The sequence below is a fragment of the Bradyrhizobium barranii subsp. barranii genome, from assembly GCF_017565645.3.
Lineage (GTDB): Bacteria > Pseudomonadota > Alphaproteobacteria > Rhizobiales > Xanthobacteraceae > Bradyrhizobium > Bradyrhizobium barranii.
In genome coordinates, this window is sequence record NZ_CP086136.1 from 394,557 (window position 1) to 412,014 (window position 17,458).

At 63.2% G+C, this 17,458-nt stretch carries 16 protein-coding genes and 1 pseudogene; 8 read left to right on the forward strand and 9 right to left on the reverse strand.

Features of this window, described 5'->3' with window-relative positions; genetic code table 11:
* Nucleotides 1–331 precede the first annotated feature (331 nt).
* From J4G43_RS01825 to J4G43_RS01835, 3 genes are all read left to right on the forward strand, one after another.
* On the forward strand, nucleotides 332–886 hold the full coding sequence (locus tag J4G43_RS01825) for a fasciclin domain-containing protein (protein WP_014490676.1): 555 nt from the start codon (nucleotides 332–334) through the stop codon (nucleotides 884–886).
* A gap of 183 nt (nucleotides 887–1,069) precedes the next feature.
* Nucleotides 1,070–1,699 (forward strand): cytochrome b/b6 domain-containing protein, encoded by a 630-nt coding sequence (locus J4G43_RS01830; RefSeq protein ID WP_071908680.1) that lies wholly within the window; start codon nucleotides 1,070–1,072, stop codon nucleotides 1,697–1,699.
* A gap of 13 nt (nucleotides 1,700–1,712) precedes the next feature.
* A complete protein-coding gene (locus tag J4G43_RS01835; RefSeq protein ID WP_063980374.1) occupies nucleotides 1,713–2,495 on the forward strand; it encodes a molybdopterin-binding protein in 783 nt (260 codons plus the stop codon).
* A gap of 9 nt (nucleotides 2,496–2,504) precedes the next feature.
* Here J4G43_RS01835 and J4G43_RS01840 read toward each other — a convergent pair whose 3' ends face one another.
* Together J4G43_RS01840 and J4G43_RS01845 are read right to left on the reverse strand one after the other, a co-directional pair.
* A complete protein-coding gene (locus tag J4G43_RS01840; RefSeq protein WP_026192128.1) occupies nucleotides 2,505–3,569 on the reverse strand; it encodes an IS630-like element ISRj1 family transposase in 1,065 nt (354 codons plus the stop codon).
* 166 nt (nucleotides 3,570–3,735) lie between these two features.
* On the reverse strand, nucleotides 3,736–4,938 hold the full coding sequence (locus tag J4G43_RS01845) for a YbfB/YjiJ family MFS transporter (protein ID WP_208083899.1): 1,203 nt from the start codon (nucleotides 4,936–4,938) through the stop codon (nucleotides 3,736–3,738).
* A gap of 131 nt (nucleotides 4,939–5,069) precedes the next feature.
* On the opposite strand from J4G43_RS01845, the gene leuB reads away from it, so the two are divergent.
* Nucleotides 5,070–6,182, forward strand: coding sequence for a 3-isopropylmalate dehydrogenase (leuB, locus tag J4G43_RS01850; RefSeq protein ID WP_071908678.1), 1,113 nt, complete (start codon nucleotides 5,070–5,072; stop codon nucleotides 6,180–6,182).
* A 138-nt stretch (nucleotides 6,183–6,320) separates the two neighbouring features.
* A complete protein-coding gene (locus J4G43_RS01855) occupies nucleotides 6,321–6,959 on the forward strand; it encodes a DapH/DapD/GlmU-related protein (RefSeq protein ID WP_208083900.1) in 639 nt (212 codons plus the stop codon).
* 73 nt (nucleotides 6,960–7,032) lie between these two features.
* On the opposite strand, the gene J4G43_RS01860 is transcribed toward J4G43_RS01855, so the two are convergent.
* Nucleotides 7,033–7,419, reverse strand: a complete 387-nt coding sequence (locus J4G43_RS01860; protein ID WP_208083901.1) for a hypothetical protein — start codon at nucleotides 7,417–7,419, stop codon at nucleotides 7,033–7,035.
* A gap of 157 nt (nucleotides 7,420–7,576) precedes the next feature.
* Entirely contained in the window at nucleotides 7,577–8,368 is a 792-nt protein-coding gene (locus tag J4G43_RS01865) for a hypothetical protein (RefSeq protein ID WP_208083902.1), read from the reverse strand.
* A 116-nt stretch (nucleotides 8,369–8,484) separates the two neighbouring features.
* Here J4G43_RS01865 and J4G43_RS01870 point away from each other — a divergent pair, with 116 nt between their 5' ends.
* A complete protein-coding gene (locus J4G43_RS01870) occupies nucleotides 8,485–9,519 on the forward strand; it encodes an aspartate-semialdehyde dehydrogenase (protein WP_208083903.1) in 1,035 nt (344 codons plus the stop codon).
* Nucleotides 9,520–9,623: 104 nt separating this feature from the next.
* On the opposite strand, the gene J4G43_RS01875 is transcribed toward J4G43_RS01870, so the two are convergent.
* Nucleotides 9,624–10,268: a carbonic anhydrase gene (locus J4G43_RS01875; protein WP_063980379.1), complete on the reverse strand. Its 645-nt coding sequence runs from the start codon at nucleotides 10,266–10,268 to the stop codon at nucleotides 9,624–9,626.
* Between the two features lie 169 nt (nucleotides 10,269–10,437).
* On the opposite strand from J4G43_RS01875, the pseudogene J4G43_RS01880 reads away from it, so the two are divergent.
* Nucleotides 10,438–11,320, forward strand: a pseudogene (locus tag J4G43_RS01880) (HpcH/HpaI aldolase/citrate lyase family protein).
* A 116-nt stretch (nucleotides 11,321–11,436) separates the two neighbouring features.
* On the opposite strand, the gene J4G43_RS01885 reads toward J4G43_RS01880, so the two are convergent.
* Nucleotides 11,437–12,237 carry a Crp/Fnr family transcriptional regulator gene (locus J4G43_RS01885; protein ID WP_167767950.1) on the reverse strand — a complete coding sequence of 267 codons (801 nt, stop codon included), beginning with the start codon at nucleotides 12,235–12,237 and terminating at the stop codon, nucleotides 11,437–11,439.
* 378 nt (nucleotides 12,238–12,615) lie between these two features.
* On the opposite strand from J4G43_RS01885, the gene J4G43_RS01890 reads away from it, so the two are divergent.
* Nucleotides 12,616–14,094, forward strand: coding sequence for a caspase family protein (locus J4G43_RS01890; protein ID WP_208083904.1), 1,479 nt, complete (start codon nucleotides 12,616–12,618; stop codon nucleotides 14,092–14,094).
* Here J4G43_RS01890 and istB read toward each other — a convergent pair.
* The 3 genes from istB to J4G43_RS01905 form a co-directional block, all read right to left on the reverse strand.
* The gene (istB, locus tag J4G43_RS01895; protein ID WP_038952109.1) at nucleotides 14,091–14,858 is read right to left on the reverse strand and encodes an IS21-like element IS1631 family helper ATPase IstB; all 768 of its coding nucleotides are present in this window, start codon (nucleotides 14,856–14,858) and stop codon (nucleotides 14,091–14,093) included. The genes J4G43_RS01890 and istB overlap by 4 nt on opposite strands.
* 4 nt (nucleotides 14,859–14,862) lie before the next feature.
* On the reverse strand, nucleotides 14,863–16,620 hold the full coding sequence (istA, locus tag J4G43_RS01900) for an IS21-like element IS1631 family transposase (protein ID WP_100214066.1): 1,758 nt from the start codon (nucleotides 16,618–16,620) through the stop codon (nucleotides 14,863–14,865).
* A gap of 403 nt (nucleotides 16,621–17,023) precedes the next feature.
* Complete coding sequence (locus tag J4G43_RS01905) at nucleotides 17,024–17,443, reverse strand: hypothetical protein (protein ID WP_208083905.1); 420 nt, start codon at nucleotides 17,441–17,443, stop codon at nucleotides 17,024–17,026.
* Between the last annotated feature and the right edge of the window lie 15 nt (nucleotides 17,444–17,458).

Below are 17,458 nucleotides of genomic sequence, written 5' to 3' on the forward strand. Positions count from 1 at the left end.
TCCGAACGCGACAACCCCGGATTACGCTTCGCTCCATCCGGGCTACACCTCGTCATTGCGAGCGCAGCGAAGCAATCCAGGACCCTCCGCGGAAAGACTCTGGATTGCTTCGTCGCTTCGCTCCTCGCAATGACGGTGTGGATGCACACGGACACTCCCCCGCTTAGTTTCACGCATCACGATAAATTATTTCCCGAAACCCCATCGCGAACCCTCCCGTAGTTCGGTCCAACGACGGCACTGCTGCTTCACGCCAAAAGGTCGCAGGCGCCGTTGTTGCCCAACTCAAGCACCGGCCATTGCCGGTCACAATTCAATCGGGAGACTCTCCATGTCGAAGCGTATTGCCTATCTCGCTGCCGCCGCCTTCAGCGCCCTGGCCATCACCGCGACCGTCGTCGCGCCTGTCCGCGCCGAGGAGAAGACCGTCATGGTCGGCGGCGCCGCGATGTTCCCGTCCAAGAACATCGTCCAGAACGCCGTCAACTCGAAGGATCACACCACGCTGGTGGCGGCGGTGAAGGCGGCCGGCCTGGTGCCGACGCTGGAAAGCAAGGGCCCGTTCACGGTGTTCGCGCCCACCAACGCCGCCTTCGGCAAACTGCCGGCCGGCACCGTCGACAATCTGGTCAAGCCCGAGAACAAGGCGACCTTGACCAAGATCCTCACCTACCATGTCGTGCCCGGCAAGCTCGAGGCCTCCGACCTCACCGACGGCAAGAAGATGAAGACCGCCGAAGGCGAGGAGCTGACGGTGAAGAAGCAGGACGGCAAGGTCTGGATCGTCGATGCCAAGGGCGGCACCTCGATGGTGACGATCTCCAACGTCAACCAGTCGAACGGCGTGATCCATGTGGTCGACACCGTGCTGATGCCGGCGACGTAACACCGCCCACCCCTGTTTCATCCCCGGAACAGGATGCTTTGAGACGGCGAGCCGGGGGCACCCGGCTCGCTTTATTGTGACCAAGGTCGCCCGCAGACTCGATTCGCCGTCGTGCGGGGGCGTAACGAAAGCGGAAGTATCGGCGTATATTCGGTGTCAGACGACCTTCAGGACGGAACCATCATGTCGAGCCTCACAGTCAGCGACGAGCAGGTCAGCGCCACCCCCGCCAAAGTGATCCAGCCGGCCTGGGTCCGCGTCATGCACTGGACCAATGCGGTCGCCATGATCCTGATGATCCTGTCGGGCTGGCAGATCTACAACGCCTCGCCGCTGTTCGGCTTCAGTTTTCCGCGCGAATATACGCTTGGCGGCTGGCTCGGCGGCGGCCTGCTCTGGCACTTTGCGGCCATGTGGCTCTTGATGATCAACGGCCTCGCCTATCTCATCACCGGCTTCGCCACCGGCCGCTTCCGCAAAAAATTGCTGCCGATCACGCCGTCCGGTGTGCTCCACGACGTCAGGGCTGCCCTGACCTTCAAGCTCGGCCATGACGATCTGAGCGTCTACAATTACGTGCAGCGGGCGCTGTACGCCGGCATCATCGTGGTTGGCGTGCTGATCGTGCTGTCGGGCCTGTCGATGTGGAAGCCGGTACAACTGCATTGGCTCGTGATGCTGTTCGGCGACTACCCGACCGCGCGCTACGTCCATTTCTTCTGCATGGCCGCGATCTGCGCCTTCCTCGTCGTTCACGTCTTGCTCGCGCTGCTGGTGCCGAAGAGCCTGCGCGCGATGATCATTGGTCGCTGAGAGGGAGGAAGTCATGGCGAAACGTTCATTCCTGATCCCCGGCGTCGACAAGCGGCTGCTGATCAAGGACTCCATCAAGTCCATGCCGGACTTCACCCGCCGCCGCTTCATCGCCGGCGGCGCCAGCCTCGGCGCGCTGACGCTGCTCACCGGCTGCGACGTCGTCGATTCCTCGTCGGCCGATACCCTGCTCGCGAAGGTCTCGAAGTTCAACGACGCCGTGCAGGCGTGGATGTTCAATCCCGACGCGCTGGCGCCGACCTTCCCCGAGAGCGCGATTACGAAACCGTTCCCGTTCAACGCCTATTACGATCTCGACGACGCGCCCGATGTCGACGGCGCCGACTGGAAGCTCGAGGTGCGCGGCCTCGTCGACAACAAGAAGTCCTGGACCCTGGACGAGCTCTACAAGCTGCCGCAGGTCACGCAGATCACCCGCCACATCTGTGTCGAGGGCTGGAGCGCGATCGGAAGCTGGACCGGCACGCCGCTCCGCGATTTCCTCAAGCTGATCGGCGCCGACACGCGTGCGAAATACGTTTGGTTCCAGTGCGCCGACAAGGACGGCTACAACTCGCCGCTGGACATGCGCAGCGCGCTGCATCCGCAAACCCAGATGACGTTCAAATACGCGAACGAGATTTTGCCGCGCGCCTACGGTTTCCCGATGAAGATCCGCGTGCCGACGAAACTCGGATTCAAGAACCCGAAATACGTGGTCTCGATGGAAGTCACCAACGACTACAAGGGCGGCTATTGGGAAGACCAGGGGTACAATTCGTTCAGCGGGAGCTAGTACCCGGAATCAGAGCTGAGTGATACGGCGGCCTTTGAAACGGCGTTGACGGACCTTTTTCTTGGTCCAGACGAAGGGCTCGGCTCTGTCGTTGTATGCGTTGACGTAGGCATCGATGTGTTCCTGAAGCTGCTTGAGGCTCGTGAAGGAGGTGCCGCTGAGCGACTGCCCCTGCAAGATGGAAAACCATACTTCGACCTGATTGAGCCATGACGCACTTGTCGGCGTGAAATGAAATTGCACGTTGGGGTGGGCCTTGAGCCAGTCCTCGTTCTTTTTATGGGTGTTGAGGTTGTCGAGGATGACGTGAAGCTTGCGGTTCGGAAAAGCCGCGGTGACGCTGTTCATGAAATCGAGAAACTCGACGCGGCGCCGGCGTTTTGAATGGGTCGCGATGATCTTTCCGGTGGCGACTTCGAGCGCCGCAAACAATGTTGTGGTGCCATGCCGCTTGTAATCGTGGCTTTGGCCGGTTAAGGCGCGGCCATTGGGCAACTTCAGATAACCCTGCGCTCGCTCCAAAGCCTGGATCGAGGGCTTCTCGTCCACGCACAGCACAATGGCCTTCGCCGGCGGCGCGACATAGAGGCCGACAACATCGGCGGCTTTGGCCGTAAAGTTCGGGTCGTTGCTCTCGCACCAGGACTTGCGAGCCACCAGGTCAATCTTGTGGCTGCGCAGGAACCGCCAGACATATTGGACATCGACATCGCCCAGCGCCTCGGCCAGCAGGGGGCCGGTCCAGCGCGCAAACCCTTGCGGTGGCGGCTTATCCAGCAGCTTCAGAATCCGCTTGTCGGTCGTCTTCGTATAGATCGGCTGCTTGCCAGGCCGCGGCTTGTCTTGCAGCCCTTCAAGGCCATGGTCGGCATAGCGATGCCGCCAAAGGCTGACAATCCGCGGCTGGACCCCAACTTCCTTGGCGATCGACCGGGTGCTGCGCCCATCCGCCGCCAACAGAACTATCCGCGCCCGCTTCAAATCGCGCTGCAACGTCACCGGTGAGCGACAGCACGCCTCAAGCACCTTGCGATCTTTCCTCGAAAGGTGGACTTCTCTTGCTTCGGGTATCATCCCGACCTTGAATCACGACTCACGTTCCAAGAAAAGTGGGTACTAGGCACGCTGCCGTAGGGTGGATTAGCCCTACGGCTGCGCGAAGCGCGGTCGCACGGCGTAATCCACCTCTTTCGTTTCCGCAGTGGCAGAAGTGGTGGGTTACGCCTTCGGCCAACCCACCCTACGGCACCGATTGCTTGGCCGGCCCCACCTTGCGCTGGCACAACGCGGCCACCGCCCCCAGCGCCAGCAGCGCCGCTGACACATTCAATGCGTAACTCAGACTCCCCAGTGCATCCGTGATCGCGCCGACCTCGATCGGGCCGAGCGTCTGCCCGACGCCGAACGAGATCGTCATTGCCGCGATCGCGGTAGGCCACATCTCGGGCGGATAGTTGAAGCGCACGAAGGCCGTGGTCGAGCCGACCACGGCGAAGAAGGCGACGCCGAACACCACCGCCGAGACCGCAAGCCACGCCGGCGAATGCCCAAGCATCGGCAGGGCCGCGCCGAGCGCGTTGGTGCCGAGGATGATGGCGGTGGCAAGTCCGCCGCGGTCGAGCGCCAGCACGCCGCGCCAGACCCAGGGTGTGACGAAGGCGCTGAGGCCGATCAGGCTCCAGAACGCGGCCTGCGCCGCGGCCCCGCCGCCGCCGTCGCGCACATACGCGATCATGAAGGTCATGTAGGCGATGTAGCCGGCGCCAAACAGGAAGTAGCCGGCGAGATAGATCAGCACGGGTAGAATCGCGAAGGCGGCGTGGCTGCCTTCCGAGAAGCGCACCCCACTCTCGATGCGGATCAGGAACAGCGGCACGGTCATCACGACGGACAGCAGCGTCAGCGCCCACCACACCAGCCACCACGAGCCCGGCCCAAAATATTGCAGCGTGAACGGGGCGATCAGCCCCGAGGCGAGAATCCCTATGCCGGGCCCGGCATAGAACAGGCTGAGCAGGAAATTGGCCCGTTCCGGGCGCGACTGCGCGATAGCCGCGGCCAGCGCGCCGCCGGCGACGAAGCCGGCCGCCGCACCCAAGCCCAGCACGAGGCGTGCGAGGCTCAGCGCAACGAAATTGCCTGTCAGCGCGCAGGTGGCGAGCGCGGCGACGCAGGCGAGGGTTCCGCCGCGGATCGCCGCCGACCAGCCGACGCGCTGGATCAGCCGGGACGCGACAAGCGCGCCCACGAGGTAGCCGACGGCATTGATGGTGTTCATGAAACCGGCCGCCGAGTAGGACCAGCCGAGGTCCTCCCGCATATCGGGCAGCACCAGCGCATAGGCAAAGCGGCCGATGCCGAGCCCGACCGTCGCCGCCAGCGACAGGGTCAGGATCAGCCGCGCGGGATGTGCGTCGGGCGGGGGACGATCAGGGGCGCGCAAGGGATACTCCGGCACGCCCAGTGTGGCAGGCCCTGCGGGCCTTGCACAGCCGCGAGGCGGCAATGGTGTCTTGCCAAGCGCGCAACGCCGCTCTAGCACTCCGGCCGAATTCGATCTCAGAGGAAACGACCATGGCGACCCACAAATTGCTGCTGCTCCCCGGCGACGGTATCGGCCCCGAGGTGATGGGCGAGGTGAAGCGGCTGATCGACTGGCTCAATTCGGCAGGGATCGCCAAATTCGAGACCGATACCGGACTCGTCGGCGGCTCCGCCTATGACGCCCACAAGGTGTCGATCTCCGAGGGCGACATGGCCAAGGCGCTGGCCGCCGACGCCATCATCTTCGGCGCGGTCGGCGGCCCGAAGTGGGATGCCGTTCCTTACGAGGTGCGCCCCGAAGCCGGCCTGCTCCGCCTGCGCAAGGATCTCGCCCTGTTCGCCAACCTCCGTCCCGCCGTCTGCTATCCGGCGCTGGCCGATGCCTCCAGCCTGAAGCGCGAGGCGGTCGAGGGTCTCGACATCGTCATCGTGCGCGAACTCACCGGCGGCGTCTATTTCGGCGAGCCCAAAACCATCACCGATCTCGGCAACGGCCAGAAGCGTGCCGTCGATACCCAGGTCTACGACACCTATGAGATCGAGCGCATCGGCCGCGTCGCCTTCGAGCTTGCCAGGAAGCGCAAGAACAAGGTGACGTCGATGGAGAAGCGCAACGTCATGAAGTCGGGCGTGCTCTGGAACGAGGTCATGACGGCGGTCCACAAGCGCGAATATCCTGACGTCACGCTCGAGCACCAGCTCGCCGATTCCGGCGGCATGATGCTGGTGAAGGCGCCGAAGCAGTTCGACGTCATCGTCACCGACAATCTGTTCGGCGACATGCTCTCCGACATCGCGGCAATGCTGACGGGGTCGCTCGGCATGCTGCCCTCGGCTTCGCTCGGTGAGGTCGATGTGAAGAGCAAGAAGCGCAAGGCGCTGTACGAGCCCGTGCACGGCTCGGCACCCGACATCGCCGGAAAGGGCCTCGCGAATCCCATCGCGATGATCTCGTCCTTTGGCATGGCGCTGCGCTATTCCTTCGACATGGGCGATCTCGCCGACAAGGTCGATGCCGCGATCGCCGCGGTGCTGGCGAGCGGCCTGCGCACCGCCGACATCAAGTCGGAAGGCACCACGGCCGCCTCGACCACGCAGATGGGCGAAGCGATCCTGAAGGAATTGCAGAAGCTGCACGCGTAGCCACAAACACCGCAATCGTAGGGGCAAAGCGATAGCGAGCCCACCATTTCGATCGCGATTGCCGGGAGATGGTGGGCACGGCGCTACGCGCCTTTGCCCACCCTACGGCTCTGCCGACGACCTCAGGGAAGCCACCTCATGGATGCCTCGCCCCGCCCCAAGATCGCGGAAACCATCATCCATGAAACGGTGCGCCAGCGCGAAGCCCAGATCGGGCGGCGCTGCGAAATCCTCGCCAACACCCGCATCGAATATGCCGCGCTCGGCGACTACTCCTATCTCGGCGAGAACTGCGAGGTCGCCGACGCGGTGATCGGAAAATTCAGCGCCATCGCCAACTCGGTGCGCATCGGCGCGCCTAATCATCCGATGGGCCGGCCGTCCCAGCATCGCTTCACGTATTGCCCCGAATATTACGACGCGACCGCGAGTCGTGACCGCGACTTCTTCGCGGATCGCCGCAGTGACCGCGTCATCGTCGGCAACGATGTCTGGATCGGGCACGCCGCCATCCTGCTGCCGGGCATCACGGTCGGCGACGGGGCGGTGATTGCCGCGGGCGCGGTCGTTAGCCGCGATGTCGAGCCCTACACGATCGTCGGTGGCGTTCCCGCGCGTGCCATCCGCAAGCGCTTTGACGATTCGGTCGCCGAAAGCCTGCGCCGCATTGCCTGGTGGGATTGGCCGGACGAGCTGATCTTCGAGCGCCTGGGCGATTTCCGCTCCGAGGCGATCGAAGAATTTTGCAGGCGCTACGACCCGGCAGCCAACGCCTGAAGCGGACGTATCTCTCACAAATAAAAATGGCCGGGCGCGAGCCCGGCCATTTTGATTCGGTCGATCATTCCGCTCAGTACAGCGGGAAATTCCGCGGATAACCGCCGACGTCGGCCGGCGTGCTCAGCGGCTGGCGATCGATCGGGCGGTTGTTGTTCTCGCGGGCGAAGGTCGGATAGCCGATCGCCGGCGGGAAAGCGTAATCGGAGAACTTGCGGTCACCCGGATTGACCTCGGTGCCGCCGTCGAGCCAGGAGCGCTTGCTCACATAGAGGCGGGTGCGGCCCTGCTGATAGACCGCGTTGGGGCCACTCGGACCGTAATAGGGCCGGCTGTTGTCGTAACGTTGCTTCTTGGTGTCGGCCGAGGCGGGTGTCGCGAGGGCTGAGCACATGGCAACCACGGCGCCGGCCGCAAGCCACATCGCCAGTTTGTTCGCGGCGGAGAAATTCGAGCTCATCACGTCCCCTTCAGGCGGCAAGCCGCCAATCGATTTCATCCCCATACTAGCCCGGCAAGGGTGGCCGCAACTAGGTCAATTGGGTCACACCAGCCCGGAATAATCGTGCGCGCTGGCAAAAGTTGCATCAATACCAGCCACTTGAGCTTGATGTCGGTTAGAGCGCCCCGCGCAATTGCGCGTTCGCCGCGCCCAGCAGCCAGTCCGACGAACCCTGGGAAGCGCAGGAGCGGCGCTTCAGCTCCGCATGGGCGAACAATTCCGCCAGCTTCGGCTCGTTGCCCGAGGTCAGGAGCGTCAGCCGGTTCAGCGTGCAGGCGATTGCCGCGCGCCGGGCGGGCAGGGTGTCGCCCTGGCAGGAGAAGCCGGAGATCTGAAGCGCCGGCTCCTCACTGCGCTTGAGGTAGCCGAGGCACGCCCGCGCGGCCTCCGCCGTGCCGGTGGGCCGGAACAGGGCGACGGGACCGAATTTCGTGTCGATCAGGCCGGCCTGCTCGAGCGGGGTTGCGTCACCCAGGCCCATGTGGACCGCCAGGTCCGCTGTCGCCGGGCGGGTCACGTCGAATTCGCCGCCTTCCCGGTAGATCTCGAGCTCCGCCACGGGCTTGTCCGCCTCGCCGCCGGTCCAGCGCATCACGTCCCTGCGGCCGCCTTCGGGATGCCTGAGAATGACGTAAGAGGCTGTTTTTTCTGATGAATCGAGCCGGCTGAGGGCGAAGGCCGGTTGCGAGCGATCGGCCACGCTCCATCCCGGCTTCTCGGCCGGCTCTTCGTCACGCAGGCTGGGCAGCTGGTCGAACGCGGCGAGGGCGAGGATGGCAAACAGGACCAGCGTCCCCACATAGGCGAACAGGCGCGCCAGCGTGCCGACGACTTCGTCGGCGAGGGCTGCGAGCGCCAGATGGATCTGGGTAGGGGTTGCGGCCGTGCTGGCCTCTGGCGACTGCATCCACGGCCTTCAGGCATGGTCCAACGTTGTCTTGAGGCCGGTTCTCGCATAGAAGCGCTGCTCTTCCTGTTTAAGCGTCAGCTTCAGGAACGGGCTTTTTCATCGGAGAGTGAACGATGGGTTACAAAGTCGCAGTCGTCGGCGCGACCGGCAATGTCGGACGGGAAATGCTCAACATCCTTGATGAACGCAAATTCCCCGCGGACGAGGTCGTGGCCCTGGCGTCACGCCGCAGCGTCGGCGTCGAGGTCTCCTATGGCGACCGGACCCTGAAGGTCAAAGCGCTCGAGCACTATGACTTCTCCGATGTCGATATCTGCCTGATGTCGGCGGGCGGCTCGGTGTCGAAGGAATGGTCGCCGAAGATCGGCGCCGCCGGCACCGTCGTGATCGACAACTCGTCCGCCTGGCGCATGGATCCGGACGTGCCGCTGATCGTGCCCGAGGTGAACGCGGATGCGACGGCCGGCTTCAAGAAGAAGAATATCATCGCCAACCCGAACTGCTCGACCGCGCAGCTCGTGGTCGCGCTGAAGCCGCTGCACGACAAGGCGACGATCAAGCGCGTCGTGGTCTCGACCTATCAATCGGTCTCGGGCGCCGGCAAGGATGCGATGGACGAATTGTTCTCGCAGACCAAGGCCGTCTACACCAACAGCGAGCTGATCGCGAAGAAATTCCCCAAGCGCATCGCCTTCAACGTCATCCCCCAGATCGACGTCTTCATGGAGGACGGCTACACCAAGGAAGAGTGGAAGATGATGGCGGAGACCAAGAAGATCCTTGATCCCAAGATCAAGCTCTCCGCGACCTGCGTGCGCGTGCCGGTGTTCGTCGGCCACTCCGAGGCCATCAACATCGAGTTCGAGAATCCGATCACGGCGGACGAGGCACGCGACATCCTGCGCAAGGCGCCGGGCTGCCTCGTCATCGACAAGCAGGAGCCCGGTGGCTACGCCACGCCGTATGAAGCCGCCGGCGAGGACGCCACCTATATCAGCCGCATCCGCGAGGACGCGACGGTGGAGAACGGCCTCGTGCTGTGGTGCGTGTCCGACAATCTGCGCAAGGGCGCGGCGCTCAACGCCATCCAGATCGCGGAAGTGCTGATCAACCGCAAGCTGATCAGCGCGAAGAAGAAGGCGGCGTAACGAGCGGGATCTCGTAGGGTGGGCAAAGCGAAGCGTGCCCACCAAGGTCTCAATCGGGAAAGATGGTGGGCACGGCGCGTTGCGCCTTTGCCCACCCTACGAATTCAAGCCGCGTTGCGCACGCTCTTGAATTCCTTCGCGACCTTGTCCAGCACGAACAGCGACCCCTCTGCCACGCCGAAATAGGCGCCATGGGTCTGCATCTGGCCTGAGTCCACCGCCTTCTGCACGAACGGAAACGTCATCAGGTTTTCCAGGCTGCGGAACACCGCGGCCTTCTCGATGCGCTCGACGAACTGCGCCATGGTCTCGTGGTCGCGCTGCTCGACCACTTCGCCCGGCTTGATGAACATCTGCATCCATTTGCCGATGAAGTCGCCCGGCGTGAGCGGCTCGATCTTGTCGACGAAGGCGCGGATGCCGCCGCATTGCGCGTGCCCGAGCACGACGATGTGTTTCACCTTCAGCACCGTCACGGCATATTCCAGCGCCGCGGAGACGCCGTGCGCATTGCCGTCGGGCTGATACACCGGCACCAGATTGGCGATGTTGCGGACGACGAACAGTTCACCCGGTCCGACGTCGAAGATCACCTCGGGCGAGACGCGGCTGTCGCAGCAGCCGATCACCATCACTTCCGGGAACTGCCCCTTCACCGACAGCTCGCGATAGCGGCTCTGCTCGGTCGGCAGCCGCTGGGTGGCGAAGGCCTTGTAGCCTTCCAGCAAATGCTTCGGGAATGTGATCATGGCCTATGCCTAACCATAGACCAGAGGGGCGAACAAGCCTTTCGAATAGGCAGGCCAGATGCTATCGGCTTGGCTTGTTGTTTGAGCATGATCCTTTCGGAAAACCGCCGCACATTTTTCCGGGATCATGCTCCAGAATACACCCGAGGAAACTGGAAGGAATGCTCGCATGACCCGCCCGCGCCGCAGCCATCTGTTCATGCCCGGCTCCAACCCTCGCGCGCTGGAAAAGGCGCGAAATCTCGCCGCCGACGGCCTGATCCTCGATCTGGAAGATTCCGTCGCCCCCGACCTCAAGGGGGGGGGCGCGTGACGGCATCGCCGCTGCGATCGCGGACAAGGGGTTCGGCAAGCGCGAGATTTTGATCCGGACCAACGGCCTCGACACGCCCTGGTGGGCCGATGACGTCGCGATGGCCGCCAAGGCCTCGCCTGATGGCATTTTGGTTCCAAAAGTTTCAAGCATCGAGGATCTCCAGGCGATCGGCGCTCGCCTTGCCGAACTCGGCGCCGCGCCGACGGTGAAAGTCTGGGCGATGATCGAGACCGCGCGCGCCGTGCTTCATGCCGAGGAGCTGGCCGCCGCGGGCCGCGATCCCAAGACGCGCCTCTCCGGTTTCGTGTTCGGCCCGAACGACATCTCGCGCGAGACGCGCATCAAGATGTTGCCGGGTCGCGCGGCGATGATCCCGATCATCACCCATTGCATTCTGGCGACGCGCGCCCATGGCCTCGAGATCCTTGACGGCCCCTACAGCGACATCGCGAATTCAGACGGTTTTGCCACCGAATGCGCACAGGGCCGCGACCTCGGCTTCGACGGCAAGACGCTGATCCATCCGTCGCAGATCGAGGCCTGCAACGCGATCTTCACGCCGCCCGAAGAGGAAGTCGCGCGCGCGCGAAAGATCATCGCGGCATTCGAGCTGCCGGAGAACGTTTCGCGCGGCGCGATCCGGCTCGATGGCGCAATGGTGGAGCGTCTGCACGCCGACATGGCGCGGCGCACGATCGAGATCGCGGACGCGATCGCAGCGATGAGCAAGGGCTGAGGCGTCAACTCGAAGACGCGATATCCGCTTTTCCCCGCCAGGCGGACATCTTCTCGACGTCAAGAGGACTGCCGCTTGTGACCCATGCGGTCATCGCGGCGGTCAGTCCCAATCGCCTATTTTCCCGCCCGCGAAGCGGCTCTGGATTCGTCACCCGCGACGATGGCGCTTTCGCGGGACGGTGCATCGACAGGCTGCGGCGCCGCCAATTCCTGGCAATACATCTGATCGATCTTGCGCTGCATGAGCGCATAGCAATCGCATGCGACCTTCTCGAGCCGCGCCCGATGGATCTCGACAAACCCGCGCCGGTCGGACGGGACGGCGCCGGCATCGCGTAGCTTGCTCATCGTCAGGGTCACTGTCGTCCGTCGCACCCCAAGCAATTGCGCAAGCGCCTCGTGCGTCACCGGAAGCCGGTCATCGGGAACGCGGTCGTGCAGCTGCAGGAGCCACCGCGCCATGCGGCCATCGACCCGGTGCAGCGCGTTGCAGGCGGCGACGTGCTGGAGCTGCAACAACACCGCGCGGGCGTGGACTTGCACGACGTTCCTGATGGCGGCGCTTTGCGCGAAGGCCGCGCGAAACTTGGCGGCGGAAATCAGCGATGCTGTGCCGGCGATCCGAGCAATCGCTGTCACGGATGACAGCGACGGGCCGAGCACGGAGAACGAGGCCAAAGCGCCTTCCCGTCCCATCAAGGTGGTTGCGACCGTTTGCCCGTCCGGCATATCGATCATGAAGGCGATGGCGCCGCTATGGGGAAAATAAACCGGGTCGAGCTCATCGCCCGACCGCACCAGGATGGCATCGGGTTCGAACGAGACCTTCTGGAAGTAGGGCGTGAGCAAACCGAGATCCGCCGGCGGCAACGCCGCCAATAGTCGATTCCCGACGCCGGTGCGGTGGACAGTCATGGCGCTTTCCTGTGAACGAGCACCCAACGAACGACGGTAACCATCTATTTCGTTTGCCATGATTATCCGGAATACGAATTGCCGAAGGGGAACCATCCAAACAGAGCCATTCGTCGAGATCAAGCACGGACAATTGCGGAGACCTTGCCGGCATCCTCGCCGCGCAAACAGGGCCTTGCATACATCATACTATTGACGCCCCTTGCTACTCGGCGAGGTGTCTCACCTGGTCATCGACCAGTGATTGTTGCGGCAGCGCGTAAGTCTGCGCTTTGCCCGGAACCCTCCGCGCCGAAGTCCAGATCTCGGCTTTTCCCGTTGCGGTAGTGAACAGGGGTGCTACCCTCGAAGCCATTGGCGGGTTCGGGCAATCTATTGATGCGTTTTTTTGGGGCGGCTGTCTTTCTCGTCATGTCGCTTTTGTCCGCTCAGCCCGCCCTTGCGCAGGCGCGGGTTGCGCTTGTCATCGGCAATGGCGCCTACGAGAAGGTGCCCGAATTGCCGAACCCGACTCGCGACGCGGCCGACATCGGCCGCGCGCTGGAGCGGCTGGATTTCAAGGTCACCCAAGTCAGGAACGCCACCGCGCAAGAGATGAGGAAGGCCGTCGTTGAGTTCGGCCGATCCGCCGAAATGTCCGACATCGCCGTCGTGTTCTACGCGGGGCACGGCATGGAAGTCGGCGGCGAGAATTGGCTGATCCCAATCAGCGCAGAGCTGCGCAGCGATATCGACGCCGAAAGCGAGGCGATCAGCCTGCGTTCGGTGAGCCTTCAGGTTTCGAAGGCACGGAAGTTGGGCCTCGTGATACTTGACGCGTGCCGCAACAACCCTTTTGCCGCGAAGATGAAGCGCTCGTTGAGCACCCGGGCCGTGGCTCGCGGGCTCGCGCCGACGGAGCCGTCCGACAATGTCCTGATCGCGTATGCCGCCCGGGACGGCACCACGGCAAGCGACGGCGATGGCCGGAATAGCCCCTTCACGACGTCGCTGCTTCGCCACATCGAAACACCCGGCCTGGAGATATCGTTTCTGTTTCGCCGGGTTCGTGACGACGTGATGGCGGCAACCAGGCGCGAACAGCAGCCCTTTGTGTATGGCTCCTTGTCGAAGGAGGAGATTTACCTCAAGGCCCCTGCCGTCGCCGCTCAGGCACCAGCGGCATCAACTCCGGCGCCTGCAGCTCCCGCTGAAGACGAGAAGTTCTGGCAGGCTGTCCGGACGTCGACGGTGGCAGCTCTCTTTGAGGAATTTCTCGCCAGATACCCCCGCAGCGACCACGCCGTCGAAGCCCGCCAACGAATCAAGGATCTCAAGGGCAACGAGGTTGCGGCGCTGTCATCTCCGGCAACGGCTTCGAAATCGGATGCGGGCGGGCGCCAGGAGCCTGATGCCAAGCGCGTCGTGCGAAATCTATTTACGCCCGACGACAACAAAAAGATCTCTGTCATCGCGGCAGCTCAGCAACTCGAATTGCCGAGCTTCACCATCTCGTCCGATCAGAACGATCCACTCAACGCCAATTCCAGATTTGTCGGCGTGTGGTCCAACAAGCGTGGGTGGACCAATGGCAAGGGACGCTACGCCATGCTGATCATCACGGAGGTCTCCGCGACGGGCTTGGCCAAGGGATACTACCTCTGGGGGCCGCCCACGAAACAATCATGGGCGAAGGATGTGGCGGGATACAAATCGTTCGCCGAGTTCATTTCGAACGATAAATTCTCCATCAATGGAACGCCTGTTACGGCCAAGCTGGATAAGAACGTCCTTGCCCTCCCCGCGGGTCACTTCAAATTCCTCCGGGTGTGGTCAGTCAAATTCCTCCACCCGCGAGGCAGGACAAGGGACTGTTAGTTTGAGTTTGTTTCCCGGGCAAGAGCTTCAGCGGCTTCTTTGAGCCGATAGCTGCGTCCGTCGAACTCAAGCAGATGGCAATGATGCATAAGGCGATCGAGGATCGTCGTGCTCATAGTGTTGTCCCCAAGGTATGCCCCCCAATCCTGCACGACGCGATTGGAGGTGACGATGACGCTGCGGCGCAGTTTGTAACGCTGATGGATCAGGGTCTGCAGCAAAGTGCCGGCGTCGTCGGGGATGGCGCGTGCGAGGAATAGATCGTCCAGCACGAGGAGATCGCAGTCGATGATGGTTCGCAGCCGGACCTCGCGTTGTGCCGGAGAGTTCAGGGCGTAGCGGTGGAAGAAGTCGTCGGTCTCAAGATACTGGACCTTGTGGCTTTGCAGGATCGCCTGATAGGCAATCGCCTTGGCGATGTGCGACTTCCCGGTGCCAGGTTTGCCAACAAGCAGAGCGTTCTCGCCAGCGGCAATGAACGCCAGGGTGTGGAGCTGGAAGCAGGTCTGACGTGGCAGTTTGGGATTGAAGGACCAGTCGAACTCGGCGAGCGTCAGCTTTTCGTCGAGCCCGGATTGCTGGTATCGCCGCTCGATAAGACGGGACTGACGACGGTCCAGTTCATCCTGCAGGATAAGGGAGAAGGTCTCGAGGAAGGGCTGGTTGGCGCCCTGCGCCTGGAGCACGCGCGTCTGCAGCGTGTCGCGGACACCCGACAGGCGCAGCTGTCGTAGGCAACGCTCAATTTCCGGCATGGTCATCATGTGGCTAGGTCTCCAGTTTAAGGTGAGAAGGTGCAGCGGGAGCGCTCGTGGCGCCGGAGTTGGCCGGGGTTGCGCAGGCGACACGAGCGCGGATTGCCGTGGCGTGATCGTCGTGAGCCTCGGCCTGCCGACCATTGTCGTCGGCGTCGCGCCGCACAGCGCGGCTGAAGAGGTCGCCGTATTCCGCGGGGGTACGGATCAGCGGATGATCCTGGGTGAGCGGCGATGCCGGCTGTGGCGTCACTCCAACCTGCTCGATCGCCTGTTCGAACAACCGCTCGACGGTCGCACGCACGTGCTTGTAGCGGTAGATGCGGTTGTCGATGGCGTGCGCGCAGGCCTGCTCGACCAGCCGCGCCGGATACTTCCGGCCCAGCCCGACAATGCCCCACATCGCGCGCTGTCCGGGGCGCCCTTCGGTGTCGAACACCTGCTGGCACAAGGCCCTGGTCTGCGGTCCGATGCGCTCGGCGCTCGCCAGCAGCACGGCGGTTTGCCGCGACGGGTTGAACGGCCGTTCGCTGGTCGGCAGGACGACAGAACCGGGGTGCGCCATCCGGGAATGAACACGCAGCAGCGCACGGGTGTGGCGATCACGGATCTCGATCGTGGTGGTGTAGATGCGCACGACGACCTGGCTGCCGATCGGCGCGGGCCGCGCGGCGTAATAGCTGTTGTCGACGCGTACGGTGGTGTCGTCGCAGACAGTCCGGACGACTTCGGTGAAGATGCGGAAGGGAGCGACAGGCAGCGGCCGCAGGTGCGGCTTCTCTTCCTGGAACATCGCCTCGACCTGACGGCGCGTGCTGCCGTGGATGCGTTTGGAAGCCCAGTTCTCCTCCCAGTGCCTCAAGAACTCGTTTTGCGCCTCCAGCGTCTCGAAGCGCCGTCCGGCCAGCGCAGTGCCCTGGGTATGTTGAATCGCATTCTCGACGCATCCTTTCCGATTTGGATCGGCCACGCGCGCGGGATCGGCGACCACGGCGTAATGAGCCAGCATCGCGCTGTAAATCGGGTTGAGCTGGGGCTCGTACAAATCCGGCTTGAGGACGCCTTCCTTCAGGTTGTCGAGCACGACATAGCTGGGGACCCCGCCAAAATACCGGAACGCCTCTTCGTGGAGCTGCGCCCAGACTTGTTGGCTGGACTTCCAGACTACCCGCCGGAAGCTGCGCCGCGAGTAGCGTAGCGTCATCACGAACAGGCGGGGACGACGGTACCGCCCGCTCTTCGGATCAACCGTCGGCGCGCCCTCGCCATAGTCGACCTGAGCTTCCTCGCCGGGGAGGAACTCAAGACGATCAAACTGCTCAGGATCAGCGTGCCGCAACCGGCGCACAAACCGCTTGACACTCTGGTAGCTGGACGGAAAGCCAAATTGATCAACCAGGTCCTGGTAAATCGCCTGCGCGTTCCGCTTCAGCCGGACCTGTTCTTCGATCCACGTCCGATGCGCTTCGCAAGCCGAACGGGCCAGGCTGCTGGTGACCGTCGCTTCCGATGTCCCAAAAGCCGGTGGTCGGGGTGGAGGAATTTGGCCGTCCGCGCTCACCGAGCCGGTGGTCACTTCCCCGGGGGAATTTGCCTCCGCACCGGCCCGCAGCGCCTGATAACGCCGGATCGTCTTGCGATCGACACCCGTCAGCCGGTGAATCTCGCGCTGGCTGGTGTTGCGATCAAGTAATGTAAGTACGGTGCTTTGCAGATGTCGCTTCAAGACGTTCAACTCCCCGGCCCCTTGCTGGCTAAAGGGGTCGAACATAAACGTCCTGCCTGACCGGCTACTGCTGTTCAGCGGCGCTGACGGCGATCATCAGGTGGGGGAGTTTCAAGTGACCATACCCGGGGGATTTTGACCGACCCACGGGGCCCTGACTTCCGTCAATAAGGAGAAGCCGTCAGAGACCGCGAATATCGAGCTTCGTCCAGTCTGGCAGCTTGTGCCGGTGCCCGAGGATGCCGAACCTTCGACCAAACGCGATAAGACTGCGCGACATCATGCAGTCAAAAAAGAGAGCGCGGCCGAACCTGGCCCTTCGGGTCATGCCGGCGGAGCGAGTATGGAAGAGCGCTATCGCGCGTGCAGAAAGCTCGTGAAAGGATTTGCCCAGCGCGACGCATGCGCGCGAAACGGCACGATCTGATCTTTCGACCCAGACGACACGTCAGCGCGGGGCGACGTCGGCCCGATCGAGCGACTCCAGCGTCGAAGCATTAGCACAATAGCCGTGGTAGTTCTCCGCGGCGGTGCCATCGGCGAGATCGCGGTCGCATTGTCCCTTGTGATTGCAGAGCGAGCAGACGCGCTCCATGTCGCGGAGCAGCAGCGGCTGCGCACGACCGAGCCTGTCTGCGCTGATGCCGAGCTGCTCGAGCATCTTCGGCAGCTCGTCGGCAGCGTGATTGCCGTGACGGACCAGCTCCTCCAGATCGTCAGGCGCGATCCTGAGATCTTGCGCGATCCGGTCGAAATCGGCGCGATCGAGCTGCCGCATCTCGTTCATCTCGCGGCGATGCTTCAGCCAGTTCGCGAAGGATTCGATGAGATCCTGGACGATGGGATAAGGCCTGCTTGCGGTGCTCATGCGAGGCTCCGTTCG

Excerpts from the sequence above, each read along its gene's own strand:
- J4G43_RS01870 (WP_208083903.1), top strand. The coding sequence starts at position 8,485 with ATGGGTTACAAAGTCGCAGTCGTCGGCGCGACCGGCAATGTCGGACGG.
- J4G43_RS01825 (WP_014490676.1), top strand. The coding sequence starts at position 332 with ATGTCGAAGCGTATTGCCTATCTCGCTGCCGCCGCCTTCAGCGCCCTG.
- leuB (WP_071908678.1), top strand. The coding sequence starts at position 5,070 with ATGGCGACCCACAAATTGCTGCTGCTCCCCGGCGACGGTATCGGCCCC.
- J4G43_RS01890 (WP_208083904.1), top strand. The coding sequence starts at position 12,616 with ATGCGTTTTTTTGGGGCGGCTGTCTTTCTCGTCATGTCGCTTTTGTCC.
- J4G43_RS01865 (WP_208083902.1), bottom strand. The coding sequence starts at position 8,368 with ATGCAGTCGCCAGAGGCCAGCACGGCCGCAACCCCTACCCAGATCCAT.
- J4G43_RS01840 (WP_026192128.1), bottom strand. The coding sequence starts at position 3,569 with ATGATACCCGAAGCAAGAGAAGTCCACCTTTCGAGGAAAGATCGCAAG.
- J4G43_RS01875 (WP_063980379.1), bottom strand. The coding sequence starts at position 10,268 with ATGATCACATTCCCGAAGCATTTGCTGGAAGGCTACAAGGCCTTCGCC.
- J4G43_RS01905 (WP_208083905.1), bottom strand. The coding sequence starts at position 17,443 with ATGAGCACCGCAAGCAGGCCTTATCCCATCGTCCAGGATCTCATCGAA.
- istA (WP_100214066.1), bottom strand. The coding sequence starts at position 16,620 with ATGTTCGACCCCTTTAGCCAGCAAGGGGCCGGGGAGTTGAACGTCTTG.
- J4G43_RS01885 (WP_167767950.1), bottom strand. The coding sequence starts at position 12,237 with ATGACTGTCCACCGCACCGGCGTCGGGAATCGACTATTGGCGGCGTTG.
- J4G43_RS01835 (WP_063980374.1), top strand. The coding sequence starts at position 1,713 with ATGGCGAAACGTTCATTCCTGATCCCCGGCGTCGACAAGCGGCTGCTG.
- J4G43_RS01830 (WP_071908680.1), top strand. The coding sequence starts at position 1,070 with ATGTCGAGCCTCACAGTCAGCGACGAGCAGGTCAGCGCCACCCCCGCC.
- J4G43_RS01855 (WP_208083900.1), top strand. The coding sequence starts at position 6,321 with ATGGATGCCTCGCCCCGCCCCAAGATCGCGGAAACCATCATCCATGAA.
- J4G43_RS01860 (WP_208083901.1), bottom strand. The coding sequence starts at position 7,419 with ATGAGCTCGAATTTCTCCGCCGCGAACAAACTGGCGATGTGGCTTGCG.
- istB (WP_038952109.1), bottom strand. The coding sequence starts at position 14,858 with ATGATGACCATGCCGGAAATTGAGCGTTGCCTACGACAGCTGCGCCTG.